Origin of the sequence: Niallia taxi (assembly GCF_032818155.1) — a bacterium.
Classification (GTDB): domain Bacteria; phylum Bacillota; class Bacilli; order Bacillales; family Cytobacillaceae; genus Niallia; species Niallia taxi_A.
In genome coordinates, this window is the sequence record NZ_CP102589.1 from 3,116,464 (window position 1) to 3,133,362 (window position 16,899).

Consider the following 16,899-nt stretch of genomic DNA (forward strand, 5'->3'; position numbering starts at 1 on the left):
AACTCCTTCATTCAAATAATAAATAAGATGGTTTTAGCCTTTTCAACTTAAACAACCCCATATAATAGTCAAGAATCGTTTATCCATAACTAATATATATTTCATAGCTACTATTGTAAACTGAAAGTATAAAAGATGTAAATTTTAAACCTGTCCCAATAGAAATCAAGCAGAGATTGTTCTGTTTCTTCATAAAATCAACACTTTTATATATTATTTGACCATTATAGTTTTTTCCAATTCATAAGAAAAAATGTAAATTATTGATAATTATTAGGCATTTAAGTTATTTTTAAAAAAGACATCTCAAAAGTAGGATAGCATTTCTTTTCCGATGAGACAATGAAAAATATTGCACATATTTAAAAAAATATCATCACTTAAATACGTTATGTCCTCGTACCTTTAGCTTCGCGGCTCTGTAAGGTACTCATAAATAGCTCCTCCGCCCCTTTGAGCAATACCGCGGTAATGCTTGAAGTCTTCTCTTTTTACTAGCTCAAGGCGGAAGGTAAGAAAGTCTTCCTTACTTACCTTGTATTCTTTGATTTCCCCAGATTTCAATTGTTCTAACGCTTTGATAAATTCTTCCTGTAACATAATCTTGACTTTCCTTCCTTTTATTAGTGCATATATCATTTCTTATATTGTAAACACATATAACTATTATTATCATACATGGATAATGGAAACAAATTTGCACCACCTTGCATAGAATGCCTTTAAGGGCAAGTGCATTTAATTACCAATTTATCAAAACTATGCTATAATAACTTCAATCATTATGATATGCATAATCTCAAACCATATAACGAAAGCCCATAAGTCATGGTTCTATAGTATTTTTCCGAGCTTAGAATCATAATTATTAGCATTAGCATCCAAAAAGGAAAGCGGTTTATTTACGTTTACATACAACGAATTAATAAACACTTCCTTCTGTTCATCATATATCCATATTTCTTTACGGGGAAGTATTTTTAGTGCAAACTAAAATATACAGAATACTAAAATTTGGCATATAAGGAGAGAATACACATGAAGAGAGCTGAGGTTGGCAACATTATAGAATTTAGAGGACTGCAAGGAATTGTGGAAAAAGTAAATGAGAATTCAGTAATAGTAGATTTGACATATATGGATAATTATCGCGACCTCGAATTAGAGCAAAGAACAGTCGTTAATCATAAAAATTATAAAATCCTTAAGTGATAAAAGCCGGCTTTCGAAAGCCGGCTTTTTTTTAGAATTCCGTTTACTTCTTCATGTTGGTACTTCCCTTGCTCAGGGTATCATCTGCCCAACTATATTCCCGTTTTATGGAGAAATTCCCCATCCGGATATTAAGAATTCTATTCTTCTGCTAGCTCTTTTTTTGTTTTTACTTTGCCATGTGGTTTTTGTTTTTGCTTACGCACTGTCCACTCTCGTTCTTCTTCTCTTTTTGATTTTGTCATTAATCTTACACCTCCTTTTTTCATCCTTATTAGCTTAAGCTCTGTTAGCTTAATTTATCCTTCCTGCCTCTCTTTTTCTCCCTGTCCTTTTAAAGGTAGTTCTATTCTCTTATTTGTAAATGTTGTTGACCAAATCAAAAAAAACTGATAACATCACAATATAATTTTATATGCGAATAGCGTGCGTTGAATGTCATGGATGACACTATGACAGGAGCAGCTTCTGGAGAGACCTATTTTTAGGCACCGAAGGATTCACAATCTCAGGTAAAAGGACAGGAGAGTAACTGATCTATACTTTTATAGTGTATTCGTTATTCTTTCCTGAAGAGAAGATTGGAGAATTCCAATCTTCTTTTTCTGTTTTTAGGAAGGAATGTCTTGCTCTTTAGACGTGTACAAAATGCAACTGTCTTTTTGAAGAACTGCACTTTAACTTGAGCACTTACATAGTAATGGAAAAACAGCAGCAAAATATACTGTATATCCACTTTTAAGTTAAAAAGAAGGTTCAAAACAAAAAGACCATCATAATAATGAGGTGATATAATGCAGCAGCGACGTGCAGTTGTAAGTGTAATTGGCAAAGACCAAGTAGGTATAATCAGCAAAGTAACTACAGTAATTTCAGAAAATAATGTTAATATTTTAGATATTAGTCAAACCATTCTACAGGACTTTTTTACGATGATGATGTTAGTCGATATTACCCAAAAGGAAAATCTCGATGAATTGCGTCAACAGCTAGATCAACTAGGTAATGAGCTGAACTTAAAAATTAATATCCAGTTAGAAGAAATATTCCAATCTATGCACCGCGTCTAAGAAAGAAGGGAAAACAGTGAAGATTGCATTAAATGAAATGATGGAAACAATCAATATGGTCCAAATGGAGAATTTGGACATCCGTACTGTCACAATGGGAATTAGCCTTTATGATTGCGCAGACTCTGATTTTGAAAAAATGAACAACGCTGTTTATAAAAAAATCACTACTTATGCAAGCAAATTAACAGAGGTTGCCGAAGCTGCTGAAAAAGAGTACGGTATCCCAATTATTAATAAGCGCATATCCATCACTCCGATTGCAGAAATCCTTGGAAATGCAACAGTAGAACAAGCAATTGAACTTGCTAAAACATTAGATAAGGCTGCCAAAGATTTAAATGTTGATTTTATCGGCGGATATTCAGCTCTTGTTCATAAAGGAATCACAAAAGGTGATCAAACATTGCTTGATGCCCTGCCTGAAGCATTGTCAGTAACAGACAGAGTTTGCTCTTCTGTTTCAGTAGCTACTACTAGAACAGGTATTAATATGGATGCTGTGAAACAAATGGGAATCATTATTAAAAATGCAGCTGAGCGTACAAAAGACCAAAACGGTCTAGCATGTGCAAAGCTAGTTGTATTCTGTAATCCTGTTGAAGACAATCCATTTATGGCTGGTGCTTTCCACGGTGCTGGTGAAGGAGAGGTTGTCCTTAATGTTGGTGTCAGCGGACCAGGTGTTGTATTAAGTGCGCTTCGCAAATATCCGGATGCTGATTTAGGAGAGGTTTCTGACATCATTAAAAAAACAGCATTTAAAATTACGCGTGCAGGTGAGCTAATCGGACGAGTTGTAGCAGAAAGATTAGGCGTTCCATTCGGAATTATGGACCTTTCCTTAGCTCCGACAAATGCCATTAATGACAGCGTTGCTGATATTCTAGAGGAAATTGGTCTTGAGCGTGTTGGTACTCACGGAACGATTGCGGCACTTGCTCTTATGAATGATGCAGTGAAAAAAGGTGGCGCAATGGCAAGCTCCTATGTTGGTGGGTTAAGTGGTGCATTCATTCCTGTCAGCGAAGATAACGGAATGATTCGCGGTATTATGGATGACAGCTTAACATTATCAAAGCTAGAAGCAATGACTTGTGTATGCTCTGTTGGACTCGACATGATTGCATTGACTGGGGACGTGTCTGCAGCAACCCTTTCTGCGATTATTGCAGACGAGGCAGCTATCGGCATGATTAACAAGAAAACAACAGCTGTTCGTGTCATCCCTGTTCCTGGCAAAAAAGAAGGAGAAATGGTTGAATTCGGTGGCTTGCTTGGAAGAGCTCCTGTTATGGGTGTCAACCCATACAGCTCCCAAAAGCTAGTTGACCGTGGTGGCCGTATTCCTTCCCCACTGCAGGCGCTTATCAACTAACAATAAAAAATGTCTGGCTCAAATGGAGTCAGACATTTTTTTGTGGAATTGGCTTTAACCATAATAGTAATAAAAACACGAGGCTGATATAGCCAAAAAGCGGATACAGTATGGACAGCAATGTGCCATAATGAATGAAGCTAATGGAATAAGACACGGCAAAGATAATCGCAATAATAAGAATGCTAGGGATTCTGATATATTGGCTTAATTGCCTTTCTAATCCGTACACATTGCCAATAACAGATGTGAAAATCTCTCCATATATAACGATAATATATATCCATGATAAATTAGGAGCTAGCTCTCTCATGATGGACGCCATTGGTATGGCATAACTGTCAACATTATCGAGCATGATTAATGTGAAGTGACTCGACAAGAGAATAAACATTAACGCAATTCCCCCAATTATCCCTCCCCATTTTACTGTTTGGTCATCACCAATTTCAGATGCTGCCGGAACAAGCACGGCAATCGCCAATGAAAGATTTAAGGCTGTATAAGAAAAGGGCGAAGTAATTCCTTTCCAGCTGAATATTGGTAAATCATCCATACGGTCAAGGAAGCCAGGTAATTGGAAGGACAAGGTAAATAGGATAAAGCTGAATGTAATCATAATAGGCACGACAAATGTGTTCACAGCAAATAAACCTTTCATGCCTACAAGCATGACAATTAATGAAAGGACTATTGTAAAGATGACACCGAAAGCTTTGCTTAAGCCAAGCTGCTCTTCAAAGACTGCCCCTGCTCCTGACAGCATGACCGCACAGACTCCGATAAGCATGATTAGCATAAGGATATTCACTAAACTGCCTGCCACTCTGCCAAACAGAAATATCGTAAATTCCTGATAAGATTTCGCTTTTATTTTGACGGATATCCTCATTAGTTTCGAACCTAAGCTAGAAAATATTAAGCCAGAAGCCAATATTCCAAAAAAACCAAGCAAACCAAACTGAGAGAAAAACTCTACAATTTCTTTTCCTGTTGCAAAACCAGCTCCTACAACAGTACCTACATATACAGCTGCAAGCTGAAAGGCTCCACTCCACTTGTTTTTCACGTATTTCCCTCCTTAACTAATCTATATGACAAAATGGACAAACAATGACGAGCATTTTCTTTGAAATCTTTATTTATTTCGTATAAAGTGTCTGTAAACTTTCTTCTCAAAGTGGAAACTTGTAGGATTTAGTCTAAATATGTAATTTCCAGGAATTTCATCAGGCAAAATAGTTGAAAGTCAAAAAAGGTCAAAGTATAATCATAATTACAAAAGGTCAAATTTGATCAAAATTCAAAAGGAGGATTTAAAACATGAAATGTCAATTATGCCAAACTAACTATGCGAATGTGAGCTTACGTTTTGTTCTTAACAATGAAGAAAACACAGTGAATTTATGCCACAACTGCTATCAGAAAGAAAAACAAAAGATGGCATCACAACCTAATCAAATGTTTTTCCAACAATCTTCCCCTTTTGATGAATTGTTTAAATCACTTAATCAAAACTTTCAACAATCAGGGGCAGAACAAGGAAACCAACAGGCTCCCGTTCCTAATAAAACAAACGGTATTTTAGATAAATTCGGAAAGAACTTAAATCAACTAGCTAATGCAGGACTTATTGATCCAGTAATTGGCCGCGAAAATGAAATTGAAAGAGTAATTGAGATATTAAATAGAAGAAACAAGAATAATCCTGTGCTTATCGGTGAGCCTGGTGTTGGTAAAACAGCAATTGCAGAAGGCTTAGCGTTGAAGATTTCAGAAGGAAATGTTCCTAAAAAACTGAAAAACAAGGAAATTTACTTGCTTGACGTTGCATCATTAGTAACAAACACAGGTATACGCGGACAATTTGAAGAACGAATGAAGCAAATCATTCAAGAAATTCAAGAACGCAAAAACGTCATTGTTTTTATCGATGAAATTCATCAATTAGTTGGTGCTGGTTCTGCAGAAGGCTCCATGGATGCAGGGAATATTCTTAAACCAGCCCTAGCAAGAGGTGAGCTTCATATAATTGGTGCTACTACTCTTAAGGAATACCGCCAAATTGAAAAAGATGCAGCACTTGAAAGACGCTTCCAGCCAATTCAAGTGGCAGAACCAACAGTTTCTGCAGCTATCTCTATTTTGGAAGGAATTAAGGATAAATATGAAAAATTCCATGAAGTAGCATACACAGATGAAGCTATTAAAGCTTGTGTTGAAATGTCACACCGCTATATTCAGGACAGATTCTTGCCAGACAAAGCAATCGACTTGCTTGATGAAGCAGGTTCTAAACTGAATCTTGCTTCCAGCTACACAAATACAGATGAAATTGACAACCGTCTTGCTGAAATCGCGAAAGCTAAAGAAGCTGCATTAAAAGAAGAAAACTATGAAGCAGCTGCAACCTTACGTAAAGAAGAGCAAGAACTTGAAAAAGCATTAAATAATCCTAATACAGAAAAGCCTGTTGTGGATGTTACGCTTATTCAAGAGCTAATTGAAAAGAAAACAGGTATTCCTGTCGGCAAGCTGCAGCAGGATGAACAGCAAAAGATGAAGAACCTAGCAGAAAACCTTGAGGCGAAAGTCATTGGGCAAGAAGTTGCAGTCCAAAAAGTTGCGAAAGCAGTTAAAAGAAGCCGTGCTGGTTTAAAATCAAAAAACAGACCAATTGGAAGCTTCCTGTTTGTTGGACCAACTGGTGTTGGTAAAACAGAATTAACGAAAAACCTAGCAGCTGAATTATTCGGCAGCAAGGACAGCATGATTCGTTTAGATATGAGTGAATACATGGAAAAACACAGCATCAGCAAAATTATCGGCTCCCCTCCTGGCTATGTCGGCCATGAAGAAGCTGGACAATTAACAGAGCAAGTAAGAAGAAATCCTTACAGCATCATTCTATTGGATGAAATTGAGAAGGCACACCCAGATGTCCAATCCATCTTCCTGCAAATATTAGAAGATGGCAGATTAACAGACAGCCAAGGCAGAACAGTAAGCTTTAAGGATAGTGTCATTATTATGACAAGCAACGCTGGCATTGGTGGTCATAAACGCATTGTCGTAGGCTTTGAAAACAATGCTGCAATTGAAGAAAGCACACTGTTACAGTCATTGGGCAATTTCTTCAAACCAGAATTCTTAAACCGTTTTGATGCAATTGTTGAATTTAAATCACTGGAAAAAGAACATCTATTAAAAATTACCGATTTATTACTAGCAGATCTGTCTGATGCACTAGCAGAACAGCATATTTCCTTAACTATATCGGATGAAGCGAAGGAAAAACTAGTAGAATTGGGAACACACCCAGACTTCGGTGCTCGACCATTAAGAAGAGTTATTCAAGAGCATCTCGAAGACAGCCTTGCTGATTTCATTCTTGATGAACCGGGAGCTGCAGAACTAACTGCTCTATTAGAAGAAGATAAAATCATCATCCAAAAAGTAAACAGCAGTACTGTTGTCCAATAATAAACTTTTAAAAACGCTCAGAGGAAATTCTGAGCGTTTTTTTCCTCATTTAATTCCTTCAGCCTCACATCTTAGTCTATAAAAATATTGTATTAATTCGGATTCCATTTGCATGGAATCCTTTATACGAGCTAAAGTCCTTTTTCCGACACGTTTATCTATTAATCCAAATATTTTTATTAGCAAATTGTTTGATTGCAAAGATAATGAAATGGGTGTACGGAAGTATTCCTGCAATGCATCGAAAAAATCATTTTGGCCGAAAATTCCTTGCTCCTTTATTAGCTCATATGCCCTTTCTGCTCTTTCTCTGTATGGTAAAGGACTTTCCCCATCATTTTCTCTTATAAGCTCTAACTCTTTTTTGTCTCGTGCAACTTCGGAGCTAATTGTACACATGCTCCATATTTCCTTCTTATCCACCGTCAGCACTGCTCTGCCTAGTCGGTCATGTGCCTTACGATAGTTGACGATATGAATGTCTACCCTATCCTTTAAAGCAGCACATACTAAATTCTTTTGCTGTTTTTTTGCTTTGCTCCATTTTTGTTTGTACATCTCAGCCCCCATAGCAATACCATCTTTTACCTTTATTTTAGCATAAAAAAAGATCGCGTCTGCTCTAAGATATTGATATAGTAAGGGAAAAAAATTGAATTCCAACATACCTTCCCCCTTCCTATGAGACATCATTTTACTAAAAAAAATCTACATGGTAGAATAAACATTGGCTTTAAACTAAATCAATAGACTTTTTTTACGTTACCTCTTTTCATGAGGTAAACTTATTTACAATACTTATTTATACGCTGTAAGGAGCTATTTAAATGAAATATAAAAAAATAATAATGATGGGTACCATCTTCATGACAATACTTGCTGCATGTGATAAAGATACTGATAATGGCGGCACAGAAGAAGCTGTCCCTACTACTATCATCCAAAACAAAGAAATTTACCGTATTGCAGAGCCAGTTAAAGTTAGTGCTGCTAGAGGTGCGATCGTCAACAATGTTGATAATACGGTTGATATAAAAGAGCTAGAAATGGGTTTAATGGATTTGTCGACAGACTATTTCCCGACAGATAACTATTATCTTCAAGAAGGCCAATATTTGGATTCCGCTACGATCAGCAGCTGGATTGCCAGAAAGTCTAAGGATCAAAAGGACGGTTTAAATCCTACTCTCACAGAGACTGGCGATATTCTTAAGGATGAGAAAAAAAATCCGAAGATACTATCCCACGTTTTAGAGCAGGATTATGTTAATAGCAAAGGGAAAATCCAAGGTATTTCTTTAGCGGTTTCTTTAAATGAAATCTATTATATTCGTGCTACAGATGAAAAGGGATTGGTTTATACAGATGAAGTTGCTGTGGACACAACAGATAATGGCAAAAACGAAGTAGAAGAGCAAGGAAAAAGCATTGCTGAAACGATTCTTAAAAGAATTAGAGCAAATAGTGATATACCAGATGTACCGATATTTTTAACTTTATATCAAGAGACAAATAAAGGGAATATTGTACCAGGTAAGTTTTTATCCTCTTCTTATATTGATAAAAATGACAATACAATCGGTAAGTGGAAAGAAATTAAACGAAACTACATTGCCTTCCCTTCCAGTACTTTTGAAAGCTTAGACCGTTCTTTATCAAATGTACTTTCTACTCTTGAAGAAGATATTCAAGAACAATTTAAAGAACTTAATATTATTATGACAGGTAAGCTGCTTTATAATGAAGAAGAATTATCCAATATTACCCTTAATATTGAAGCACCAAATATTACATCTTCTGAAACAACAGCATTAATTGAATATGTCGGCGGCAAAATTGAGTCACAAATCCTGCCAGACTATTTGCCAATCACTGTCCAGCTTTCAGGGACAAATGAAGCAGCGAAAGCTATTATGATTTGGGACCCTTCTGAAAAAGAGATTAAAACAGAAATATATGAATAAAAAACCAACCAGCAAGATATTTCTTGCTGGTTTTCTTTAACTCCTTCTAGGCACCTTTATCTTCCACACACATACCTTATAGGTAATAAAGGAGTTGACTTTTACATGCAGTCCTATTACCAAGCACATCCACAAATCCTGCTGCCACCTGGCCATTATAAATATTCCCAGCAATTCCTAAAGTATCATTCAACAGCTGTCTCCCAGCTATACAGTATCAACAGAACCTGTATTGCTTGATCACTTATTAATGAATATTGAAAAAAACATCCGTATCGTAACGACTCATGGCACTTTTGACAGAATCCTAAGTGGTGTCGCTATTGATCATATCTAGTTGACAGTTGGAGAAGCACACTATCATATTCGTATTCCTCATATCGTTTACTTTGTCGGCAAGCCTTAAAACTTTTAGGAAAGCAGCGTTTAAAAATAAAAAAAGCACCCGAATTGTTACTCTTGCCAACAATTTGGGTGCCTACTATATTATAATTTACTGTCATCCACAGAGTTCAGCCAAGCATCGATTTCACCAATTACCGATTCGACACAGCCATCTTCAAATGGAGATAACAAATTTGCCTTTTTAACAAGCTCTGTAAATGGCAGGCTTCCACCTAACTGACAAAGCTGTACATAATCAGCCCAAGCCTCCTTTTGATCCTCTCTGGAACGCTTCCAGAACTGGAATGCACAAATTTGAGCAAGGGTGTAGTCAATATAATAGAAAGGAGATGTATAAATATGAGACTGTCTTTGCCAGAAGCCGCCATTCTCTAAATAATCATTTCCGTCATAATCTTTATGCGGCATGTATTTTTGTTCAATTTTTCTCCATGCTTGCTTTCTTTCTTGCGGCGTCGCTTCAGGGTTTTCATAAACCCAATGTTGAAACTCATCAACGGAAACTCCGTATGGAAGGAATAGCAGGGACGAGCTTAAATGAGAAAACTTATATTTATCGACATCTTCTTGGAAAAACAGCTCCATCCATGGCCATGTGAAGAACTCCATGCTCATGGAATGTATTTCAGCTGCCTCATATGTCGGCCAATAATATTCAGGAATATCGAAGTTAGCACCGCTCGAATATACCTGGAAGGCATGTCCTGCTTCATGTGTAAGGACATCAATATCTCCTGAGGTACCATTAAAATTAGAGAAAATAAATGGCGCCTTATAATTTTCAATGAAGGTGCAATAGCCTCCGCCAGCTTTTCCTTTTTTTGCTACAAGATCCATCAGTCCATCTTCATTTAAATAGCTGAAAAACTCTCCTGTTTCTTTCGACAATTCACTGTACATTTTTTGGCCGTTTTCAATAATCCAGTCTGCATCCCCTTTAGGAGCAGCATTGCCTGATATAAAGTTAAATGGCTCATCATAATACTTCAATGCATTTACGCCAATCCGGCTCTTTTGTCTTTCCTTTAGTTTTGTCGCAAGTGGCACAATATGCTCTTTTACCTGATCTCTGAATTTAGCTACCATCTCTGCATTGTAATCCGTACGATACATGCGGTAATAGGCTAGCTCCACAAAATTGCTGTAGCCTAATTTCTTTGCGATTTCTGTACGAACCTTCACCATATCATCATATATGCGGTCAAGCTGTTCTTCATTTTCTGCTAAAAACGCAAATTTTTTCTCATTCGCTTCTTTCCTGACAGCTCTATCCTTCGACTCTGCAAATGGCTCCATTTGCGCCAATGTTCTTTCCTCACCATCAAAGATAATCTTGGCCGAAGCCATTAACTTTGTATATTCAGTGGAAAGCTTATTTTCTTGCTGCAATAATGTGACTACCTCGTCCGAAAACACCTTTAACTGTGCATCTGCCAATGCAAATAATTGCTTGCCCCATTTCTCTTCAAGAACATCTTTGAATTTGGATTGAACAAGGGCTTCATAGTACCTCGTTTCCAGCCCTTCAATTTCAGGAGAAATCTCGTCAATATAGTCTTGTTCTTGTTGATAAAATTCATCAAGGGTATCTACAGAGTGGCGCACATAACAAATATTAAATTGTGTGGAAACATCATTGCGTAGCTTGTTGATTTTTTCAATTGCAGATACTTGCTCTTCCACAACCTCCGCCGCATTAAATGCTGTTAATAATACTTCCATTTCTTCTTTTATTTTGTTAACATCAGGTCTTTCGTATGTAAATTCTGAAAACTTCATTTGTTTTCCCCCAATCATTTTTTCTAAAAGGCTCCGTATATGCACTTAAATACGAAAAAATGCCATTATTATAGTTATGCCTTCTTTTTCTTATTATACGCCTTGCTGCCATATTCCTGCTTCAGGCTTATATTTTGTCTATATCACTATAATATTTTACAAAATGAAGAAAGAGGGGCAATTTACCCCTCTTTCTTCATTAAATCACAATTGTTTTCCGCTGGCAGAAAGCCCTAACCTTTTAACAAGCTGGATAACCGTATCCTTTTCCTCAGCAGAAAGCTCTGTCATTAGCTCATGAATTCTCTGCTCATGGCTTGGAAAAATGGTCTCGATCATTTCTTTGCCGCTGTCTGTAATAGAAGCGAATGTCACCCTTCTATCTGTTGGACAAGCGACTCTTTTCAAATAACCTTTTTCCTCTAATTTATCCACAACATAGGTAATGCTTCCACTTGCCAGCAAAATTTTCCCGCCAATTTGCTGTAAAGGCTGATCACCTTTATGGTATAGCAGTTCTAAAACAGCAAACTCAGTTGGGTTTAGTCCATATGTGTGAATTAGTTTATTAACATTTTCATTAATTGCACGATATGCTCTTGACAGCACGATAAATAATTTTAATGATTGATTTGTTTCTTCATTACCCATAGCCAATCTTCCTTTTTTTAAAAAATATCTCGAATTCAAATTAATTATACTTTTTTTCCTCTAATTTGTCAATTTATCCTCTTAAGCATACATTTTTCTTGATAATGGTGCAATATGATTCTCTTCAAGACATTCTCTAATACTCGAAAATACAACTATCAGCTTACTTCTCTTGTAATTTATGGTATATTATAAGTTTAAGATATAGTTTTTATTTGCATGACAAACTGTTGGAGTAGAAATGATGATGAGCCTAAAAAAAATATTATTATATATAACTGTTGCCATTCTCCCGTTTCTTCTGGCAACAGGAATATTGATAAACAATAAACAAAAAGAAGAAACTGGCATGCATGACAAAAATGCATTCCGAATTGCTTCCATCCATCAGAGGCAGTGGGATACATATATAAATAAAACCATTAATGCACTGGATACAGTCAGTATCCTCCTTGAATCTTCATCAGGAATATTTGAAAAAGACAAGACAGAGCTGTTTCTAAAGAAACTGCTTCTCCAAGAACAAATGTACGGAGGAATCTATATTCTTGATTCGTCCGGAAATAGAATTGCCGGAACCGACAGGAAGATTGAAGAAATGGCAATTACCCAGGAAGAGTATGTAAAGACATCCATTTATACAAAAGATACGACGGTTTCCAATAAAACAGAATATCTTGTGGATGGTCAAAAGGTGATTGGGATTGCTAAACCAGTCTTAGACGATGATAAGCATATAGAAAATATGATCATTGCCTTTTTAAGAGTGGATTACTTAACTAATATCATGGAAATGCTTACGCCTAAAGACAATATTTCTATAATAAATGAAGAAGAGGAACTAATACTTAATATTAATGAGCCTATTAATCAAAATAGCACCACAATCGAATTACCGATGGATAGTTTACCATGGAAAATCGTTGTCGAGCAAAAGGATATCAATATTCAAAAAATCTTATGCAAAAACGCGCTTTTACTCTTCATTTTCCTAGTCTGCTTTCATTTGCTCTATTTTGTTATCATTCTTTATATGCACAAGAAGCAGGCAGAACAAGAAAATAAAGAGAACGAACTGCAAAAGCTTGAATTAGTCGGCAATATGGCAGCAAGCTCCGCACACGAAATTAGAAACCCTCTCACCGGGATAAAAGGGCTTGTACAGCTGTTAGGAGAAAAGCATATAGAGAAGGAAGACCAGTTTTACTTCTCTATTATTCAAAAAGAAATTGCTAGAATTAATGAAATTGTCAGCCAGTTTCTCATTCTTGGAAAACCAACTGAACAAAAAAAACAGCATATAGACATAAAAACAATTGTAACAGAGTTAAAGCCTTTGATTGTATCAGAAGCGAACTTATTCAATGTGGAATGTCATTTCGAAATCGCAAAGAAAAAATTACTTGTTTATTGTAATGCAGATCAAATGAAGCAGGTTATTCTTAATATTACCAAAAACGCATTAGAAGCCATGGAAAACGGCGGCACACTTACGATCAAGTTAAAGGAATTGAACAATCGTGTCAGCATTACTGTATATGACACAGGAATTGGTATCCCTGAAAAAGAGCTAAAAAAGCTGTTTGAACCTTTTTACACATCAAAAACCTCTGGAACAGGACTTGGACTTGTCGTTTGCAGACGGATTATCCAGTCATTTGAAGGGGAAATTTACCTTTCCAGCGTGGAAAATAAAGGGACAAAAGTAGATATTATTTTGCCGATAAGCGCAAATCTCTAAATAGACTGAGTAAAGTCCTTATGCAATAAGGGCTTTTTACCAGTCTGTGTCTGTATTTTAAAATTAGTAGAAGGGATATAGTGATAGATGCATTACATTAAGCGTTAAAACTTCCATAACCCTTCAGCATTTTATTGAAGGTGTTTTTGTCATCATCCTTCATGCTGTTTTTCTAGTAATAGAAATCTTTCCTTATGTACACAAAGCTTTGTTATTTTTCCAAATAAAATGTGTTTTTTAACTAATAACAAGTCTAGTCTATATACGGAATGAATAACATAATGTCCCAAGGAGACGTGAAGAAAGGATACTGACTACAGCCAAATATTTATCCTTTGTCTTTATTCCTAACGAAGGATACCAATCATCAAAAGAATGTCTTAAAGTATCTCAGAAATAACTTGTGGTTTATATACAAGGTGCTTTGGCCAAACGATCATTGATTTAAATGACTTTTTTACAATATTCATCTTTGTCTTTTGCAGCCGAAGATGAAGCTGATACTGAAAAATAAGTTCATCCAGTTCCTGACTGTATCTCACTGTTTCCTCACTTGTATATCCTGTACGTAATGCTTCCTCTATCATCACCTCTCTTTTTCTTTGAATAGCAAGCAGTAATTCTTGTTTCCTCGATTGCACTTTCTTTCCTCCTAATCAGTTTTATATTAATTTTTTGTAAAGACAAATTTTCGTTTACTTGATGAATTATTACAAGAAAATAAATAAAAGTAAATAGAATCGCAATATTAGACATTTTTTTCTTTAAAATAGGCATTTCGTTCTATAATAATCAAATAATAACCTGATTTTCGACAAATAAAGCTTCAGAAACCTCCATAAACCTCCATAAACGTTAAGCGCTTACATAATATTTTCGAAAAATATTATCCTATACCCTCGACTTTCCAGATTTCACTCATACAAAATTTTACATTTCTCTCCCTTTCTTTTCGACTTTATCTCACAGGAAAAACAATAACCCGCCTAATTCCAGCAGACGGGTTTCTTTAAACTATTTAATTGTAAGCTTACTCAGCCGTTCAACCGCTTCTAGCAGCCTCTCTTCAGATGTAAGCAAGCCTGCTCGAACATAACCCTCCCCATATTCTCCGAACCCTATACCAGGTGCAACAGCAATATGTGCCTTATCCAGTAAGTAGTCTGCAAACTCCTCTGAAGTGTACCCATTGGGAACCTTTAACCATGCAAAAAAAGACCCGCTTGGTGCCTCCACTTTCCAGCCGATGCTTTTAAGACCCTCAATAAATACATTTCTTCTGCTTTCATACATGCTTGTTAGTCTTTCCACTTCTTCAAATGAACTAGACAATGCTGTTATGGCTGCTTCTTGGATCGCTCCAAAAAGACTGACATAAAGATGATCCTGATAAAGATTTAAAGCAGAAACAACACTTTTATTTCCCACTGCAAAACCTACTCTCCAGCCAGCCATATTGAATGTTTTTGATAAGGTATATATCTCAATGCCTGCATCCTTTGCTCCAGGTGTTTGCAGGAAGCTGATTGGCTTTTTCCCATCAAATCCGATTGCCCCATATGCAAAATCATGAACAACGCATATATCATGCTGGAGGCTAAGCGCAACTGTTTCAGCAAAAAATTCCTCTGTTGCAGTTGCTCCAGTCGGATTATTAGGGTAATTTAAAAACATTAATTTAGCCTTCTCAAGCACTGACTCTGAAATCTTGTTATAGTCAGGTAAAAAGTGATTTTTTTCCTCCAATGGCATCATGACCATTTCCCCTTGTGCAAGTGCAACACCTGACAAATAATCAGGATAGCCTGGATCGGGCACAAGCACCGTATCGAAAGGATTGAGTAGACATTGTGGTAATTCGACAAGGCCAGCCTTACCGCCAAACAGTACAGCAACCTCCGTCTCCGGGTCCAAGTCCACTCCATATTCTTTTTTATAAAATTTTGCTACCGCCTGTTTTAAAGAAGGGTAGCCTCTAAAAGGGGAATATTTGTGGTTAATTGGGTTTTCTGCAGCCTTTTGTAGACTTCTGACAATAAATTCAGGAGTTGGCTGATCTGGATTTCCTTGTCCTAAATTAATAACATCATAGCCCTCTTTCACATATGTAGAAACTTTCCCGACAAGGGAAGCAAAAAATTGAACTGGCAGCCTATCCAGCAACGCCGATTGACGGTACTCCTTCATCCTTCTCCCTACTTTCCTTCATAGAATCAATATCTCTGTTTATTTTTAGCACAATGCCCACTAGAAAATATACAATTTTCAAACAACTTGTGTTATAACTGAACAAAGAAGCCAGTCTTTTCGCAAATATTGATTATTATTATAAGGGATATAAATGAGGATGAATAGAGGGTGATTCGTTGAGTTGGAATGTTAGTATTATTCAAATGGATATTGTATTTGGTGATCCGGAACAAAATTTCCTTGCTGCTGAAAACTGGATAAAGGCGGCGTGTGAAGGAAAGGAGACGGATATTGTCATATTGCCAGAATTATGGACAACAGGCTATGATTTAACCCGCCTTAATGAAATTGGAGACAGTCATGCGCACAAGGCAATCAGCTTTTTCCAGAAGCTCGCCAAGACCTATCAGGTTCATATAATAGGTGGCTCTGTCGCTAACAAAAAAGACGACGGCATATACAATACACTCCTTGTCATTAATAAAGAAGGACAGCTTGTTCATACGTATGATAAACTGCATTTGTTTCAGCTGATGGATGAGCATCTTTATTTAAAAAGTGGAAGCTCGACTGGGCTATTTACATTGGATGATGAAATCCTTGCAGGGATGATCTGCTATGACATTCGGTTCCCTGAATGGGTTCGCACCCATACTTCAAAAGGTGCAAAGGTATTGTTTGTTTCAGCAGAATGGCCGCTCGCCCGTCTTGTCCACTGGAAAGCACTATTGATCGCAAGGGCAATTGAAAACCAATGCTATATAGTTGCCTGCAACAGAAGCGGCTCAGATCCTAAAAATGCGTTTGCAGGACACAGCCTAATAATTGACCCATGGGGAGAGGTCATCGGTGAAGCAGGCGAAAAGCAGGAAATCCTAACAAGGACAATTGATCTAGCAAAAGTAACAGAGGTGCGGGAAATGATTCCGATTTTCACTGACAGAAAACCAGAATTTTATTAATAAAAAAGACCTAGACAATAAGGAGGAATTCTAAGTAATTTCCCATTATTGCTCAGGTCTTTTT

The 16,899-nt window shown here is 36.7% G+C and carries 15 protein-coding genes and 1 riboswitch; of the genes, 7 read left to right on the plus strand and 8 right to left on the minus strand.

Annotated features, from left to right (window positions below; translation table 11 throughout):
• Positions 1-405: 405 nt before the first annotated feature.
• Positions 406-600, minus strand: coding sequence for a hypothetical protein (locus NQZ71_RS15720; RefSeq protein ID WP_127735014.1), 195 nt, complete (start codon positions 598-600; stop codon positions 406-408).
• A gap of 438 nt (positions 601-1,038) precedes the next feature.
• Here NQZ71_RS15720 and NQZ71_RS15725 point away from each other — a divergent pair, with 438 nt between their 5' ends.
• Positions 1,039-1,212, plus strand: coding sequence for a YkvS family protein (locus tag NQZ71_RS15725; RefSeq protein WP_127735018.1), 174 nt, complete (start codon positions 1,039-1,041; stop codon positions 1,210-1,212).
• A 140-nt stretch (positions 1,213-1,352) separates the two neighbouring features.
• On the opposite strand, the gene NQZ71_RS15730 is transcribed toward NQZ71_RS15725, so the two are convergent.
• Positions 1,353-1,457, minus strand: a complete 105-nt coding sequence (locus NQZ71_RS15730; protein WP_220459898.1) for a DUF6254 family protein — start codon at positions 1,455-1,457, stop codon at positions 1,353-1,355.
• Between the two features lie 213 nt (positions 1,458-1,670).
• Positions 1,671-1,746, plus strand: a riboswitch (glycine riboswitch).
• A 260-nt stretch (positions 1,747-2,006) separates the two neighbouring features.
• Here NQZ71_RS15730 and NQZ71_RS15735 point away from each other — a divergent pair.
• Together NQZ71_RS15735 and NQZ71_RS15740 are read left to right on the plus strand one after the other, a co-directional pair.
• Positions 2,007-2,282 (plus strand): ACT domain-containing protein, encoded by a 276-nt coding sequence (locus NQZ71_RS15735; protein WP_127735021.1) that lies wholly within the window; start codon positions 2,007-2,009, stop codon positions 2,280-2,282.
• A 16-nt stretch (positions 2,283-2,298) separates the two neighbouring features.
• On the plus strand, positions 2,299-3,660 hold the full coding sequence (locus NQZ71_RS15740) for a PFL family protein (RefSeq protein WP_144452297.1): 1,362 nt from the start codon (positions 2,299-2,301) through the stop codon (positions 3,658-3,660).
• Between the two features lie 28 nt (positions 3,661-3,688).
• Here the strand turns inward: NQZ71_RS15740 and NQZ71_RS15745 are convergent, their stop codons facing one another.
• Positions 3,689-4,729 carry a YkvI family membrane protein gene (locus tag NQZ71_RS15745; protein ID WP_144452296.1) on the minus strand — a complete coding sequence of 347 codons (1,041 nt, stop codon included), beginning with the start codon at positions 4,727-4,729 and terminating at the stop codon, positions 3,689-3,691.
• A 254-nt stretch (positions 4,730-4,983) separates the two neighbouring features.
• On the opposite strand from NQZ71_RS15745, the gene NQZ71_RS15750 reads away from it, so the two are divergent.
• Positions 4,984-7,143, plus strand: a complete 2,160-nt coding sequence (locus tag NQZ71_RS15750) for an ATP-dependent Clp protease ATP-binding subunit (RefSeq protein ID WP_317010953.1) — start codon at positions 4,984-4,986, stop codon at positions 7,141-7,143.
• 45 nt (positions 7,144-7,188) lie between these two features.
• Here NQZ71_RS15750 and NQZ71_RS15755 read toward each other — a convergent pair whose 3' ends face one another.
• Positions 7,189-7,809, minus strand: a complete 621-nt coding sequence (locus tag NQZ71_RS15755) for an SF0329 family protein (protein ID WP_317010954.1) — start codon at positions 7,807-7,809, stop codon at positions 7,189-7,191.
• A gap of 161 nt (positions 7,810-7,970) precedes the next feature.
• Here NQZ71_RS15755 and NQZ71_RS15760 point away from each other — a divergent pair, with 161 nt between their 5' ends.
• Positions 7,971-9,107: a CamS family sex pheromone protein gene (locus tag NQZ71_RS15760; protein ID WP_144452294.1), complete on the plus strand. Its 1,137-nt coding sequence runs from the start codon at positions 7,971-7,973 to the stop codon at positions 9,105-9,107.
• 486 nt (positions 9,108-9,593) lie between these two features.
• Here the strand turns inward: NQZ71_RS15760 and NQZ71_RS15765 are convergent, their stop codons facing one another.
• On the minus strand, positions 9,594-11,291 hold the full coding sequence (locus NQZ71_RS15765) for a M3 family oligoendopeptidase (protein ID WP_260054203.1): 1,698 nt from the start codon (positions 11,289-11,291) through the stop codon (positions 9,594-9,596).
• A 204-nt stretch (positions 11,292-11,495) separates the two neighbouring features.
• Positions 11,496-11,942 (minus strand): MarR family winged helix-turn-helix transcriptional regulator, encoded by a 447-nt coding sequence (locus tag NQZ71_RS15770; protein WP_127735044.1) that lies wholly within the window; start codon positions 11,940-11,942, stop codon positions 11,496-11,498.
• A gap of 241 nt (positions 11,943-12,183) precedes the next feature.
• On the opposite strand from NQZ71_RS15770, the gene NQZ71_RS15775 reads away from it, so the two are divergent.
• Complete coding sequence (locus NQZ71_RS15775) at positions 12,184-13,683, plus strand: ATP-binding protein (protein ID WP_275004775.1); 1,500 nt, start codon at positions 12,184-12,186, stop codon at positions 13,681-13,683.
• A gap of 380 nt (positions 13,684-14,063) precedes the next feature.
• Here NQZ71_RS15775 and NQZ71_RS15780 read toward each other — a convergent pair whose 3' ends face one another.
• Together NQZ71_RS15780 and NQZ71_RS15785 are read right to left on the minus strand one after the other, a co-directional pair.
• Positions 14,064-14,324 (minus strand): aspartyl-phosphate phosphatase Spo0E family protein, encoded by a 261-nt coding sequence (locus NQZ71_RS15780; RefSeq protein ID WP_260054201.1) that lies wholly within the window; start codon positions 14,322-14,324, stop codon positions 14,064-14,066.
• 373 nt (positions 14,325-14,697) lie between these two features.
• Positions 14,698-15,870 carry a pyridoxal phosphate-dependent aminotransferase gene (locus NQZ71_RS15785; protein ID WP_317010955.1) on the minus strand — a complete coding sequence of 391 codons (1,173 nt, stop codon included), beginning with the start codon at positions 15,868-15,870 and terminating at the stop codon, positions 14,698-14,700.
• 179 nt (positions 15,871-16,049) lie between these two features.
• Between NQZ71_RS15785 and NQZ71_RS15790 the strand changes: the two genes are divergently transcribed.
• Positions 16,050-16,835, plus strand: a complete 786-nt coding sequence (locus NQZ71_RS15790; protein ID WP_317010956.1) for a carbon-nitrogen family hydrolase — start codon at positions 16,050-16,052, stop codon at positions 16,833-16,835.
• Positions 16,836-16,899: the final 64 nt, after the last annotated feature.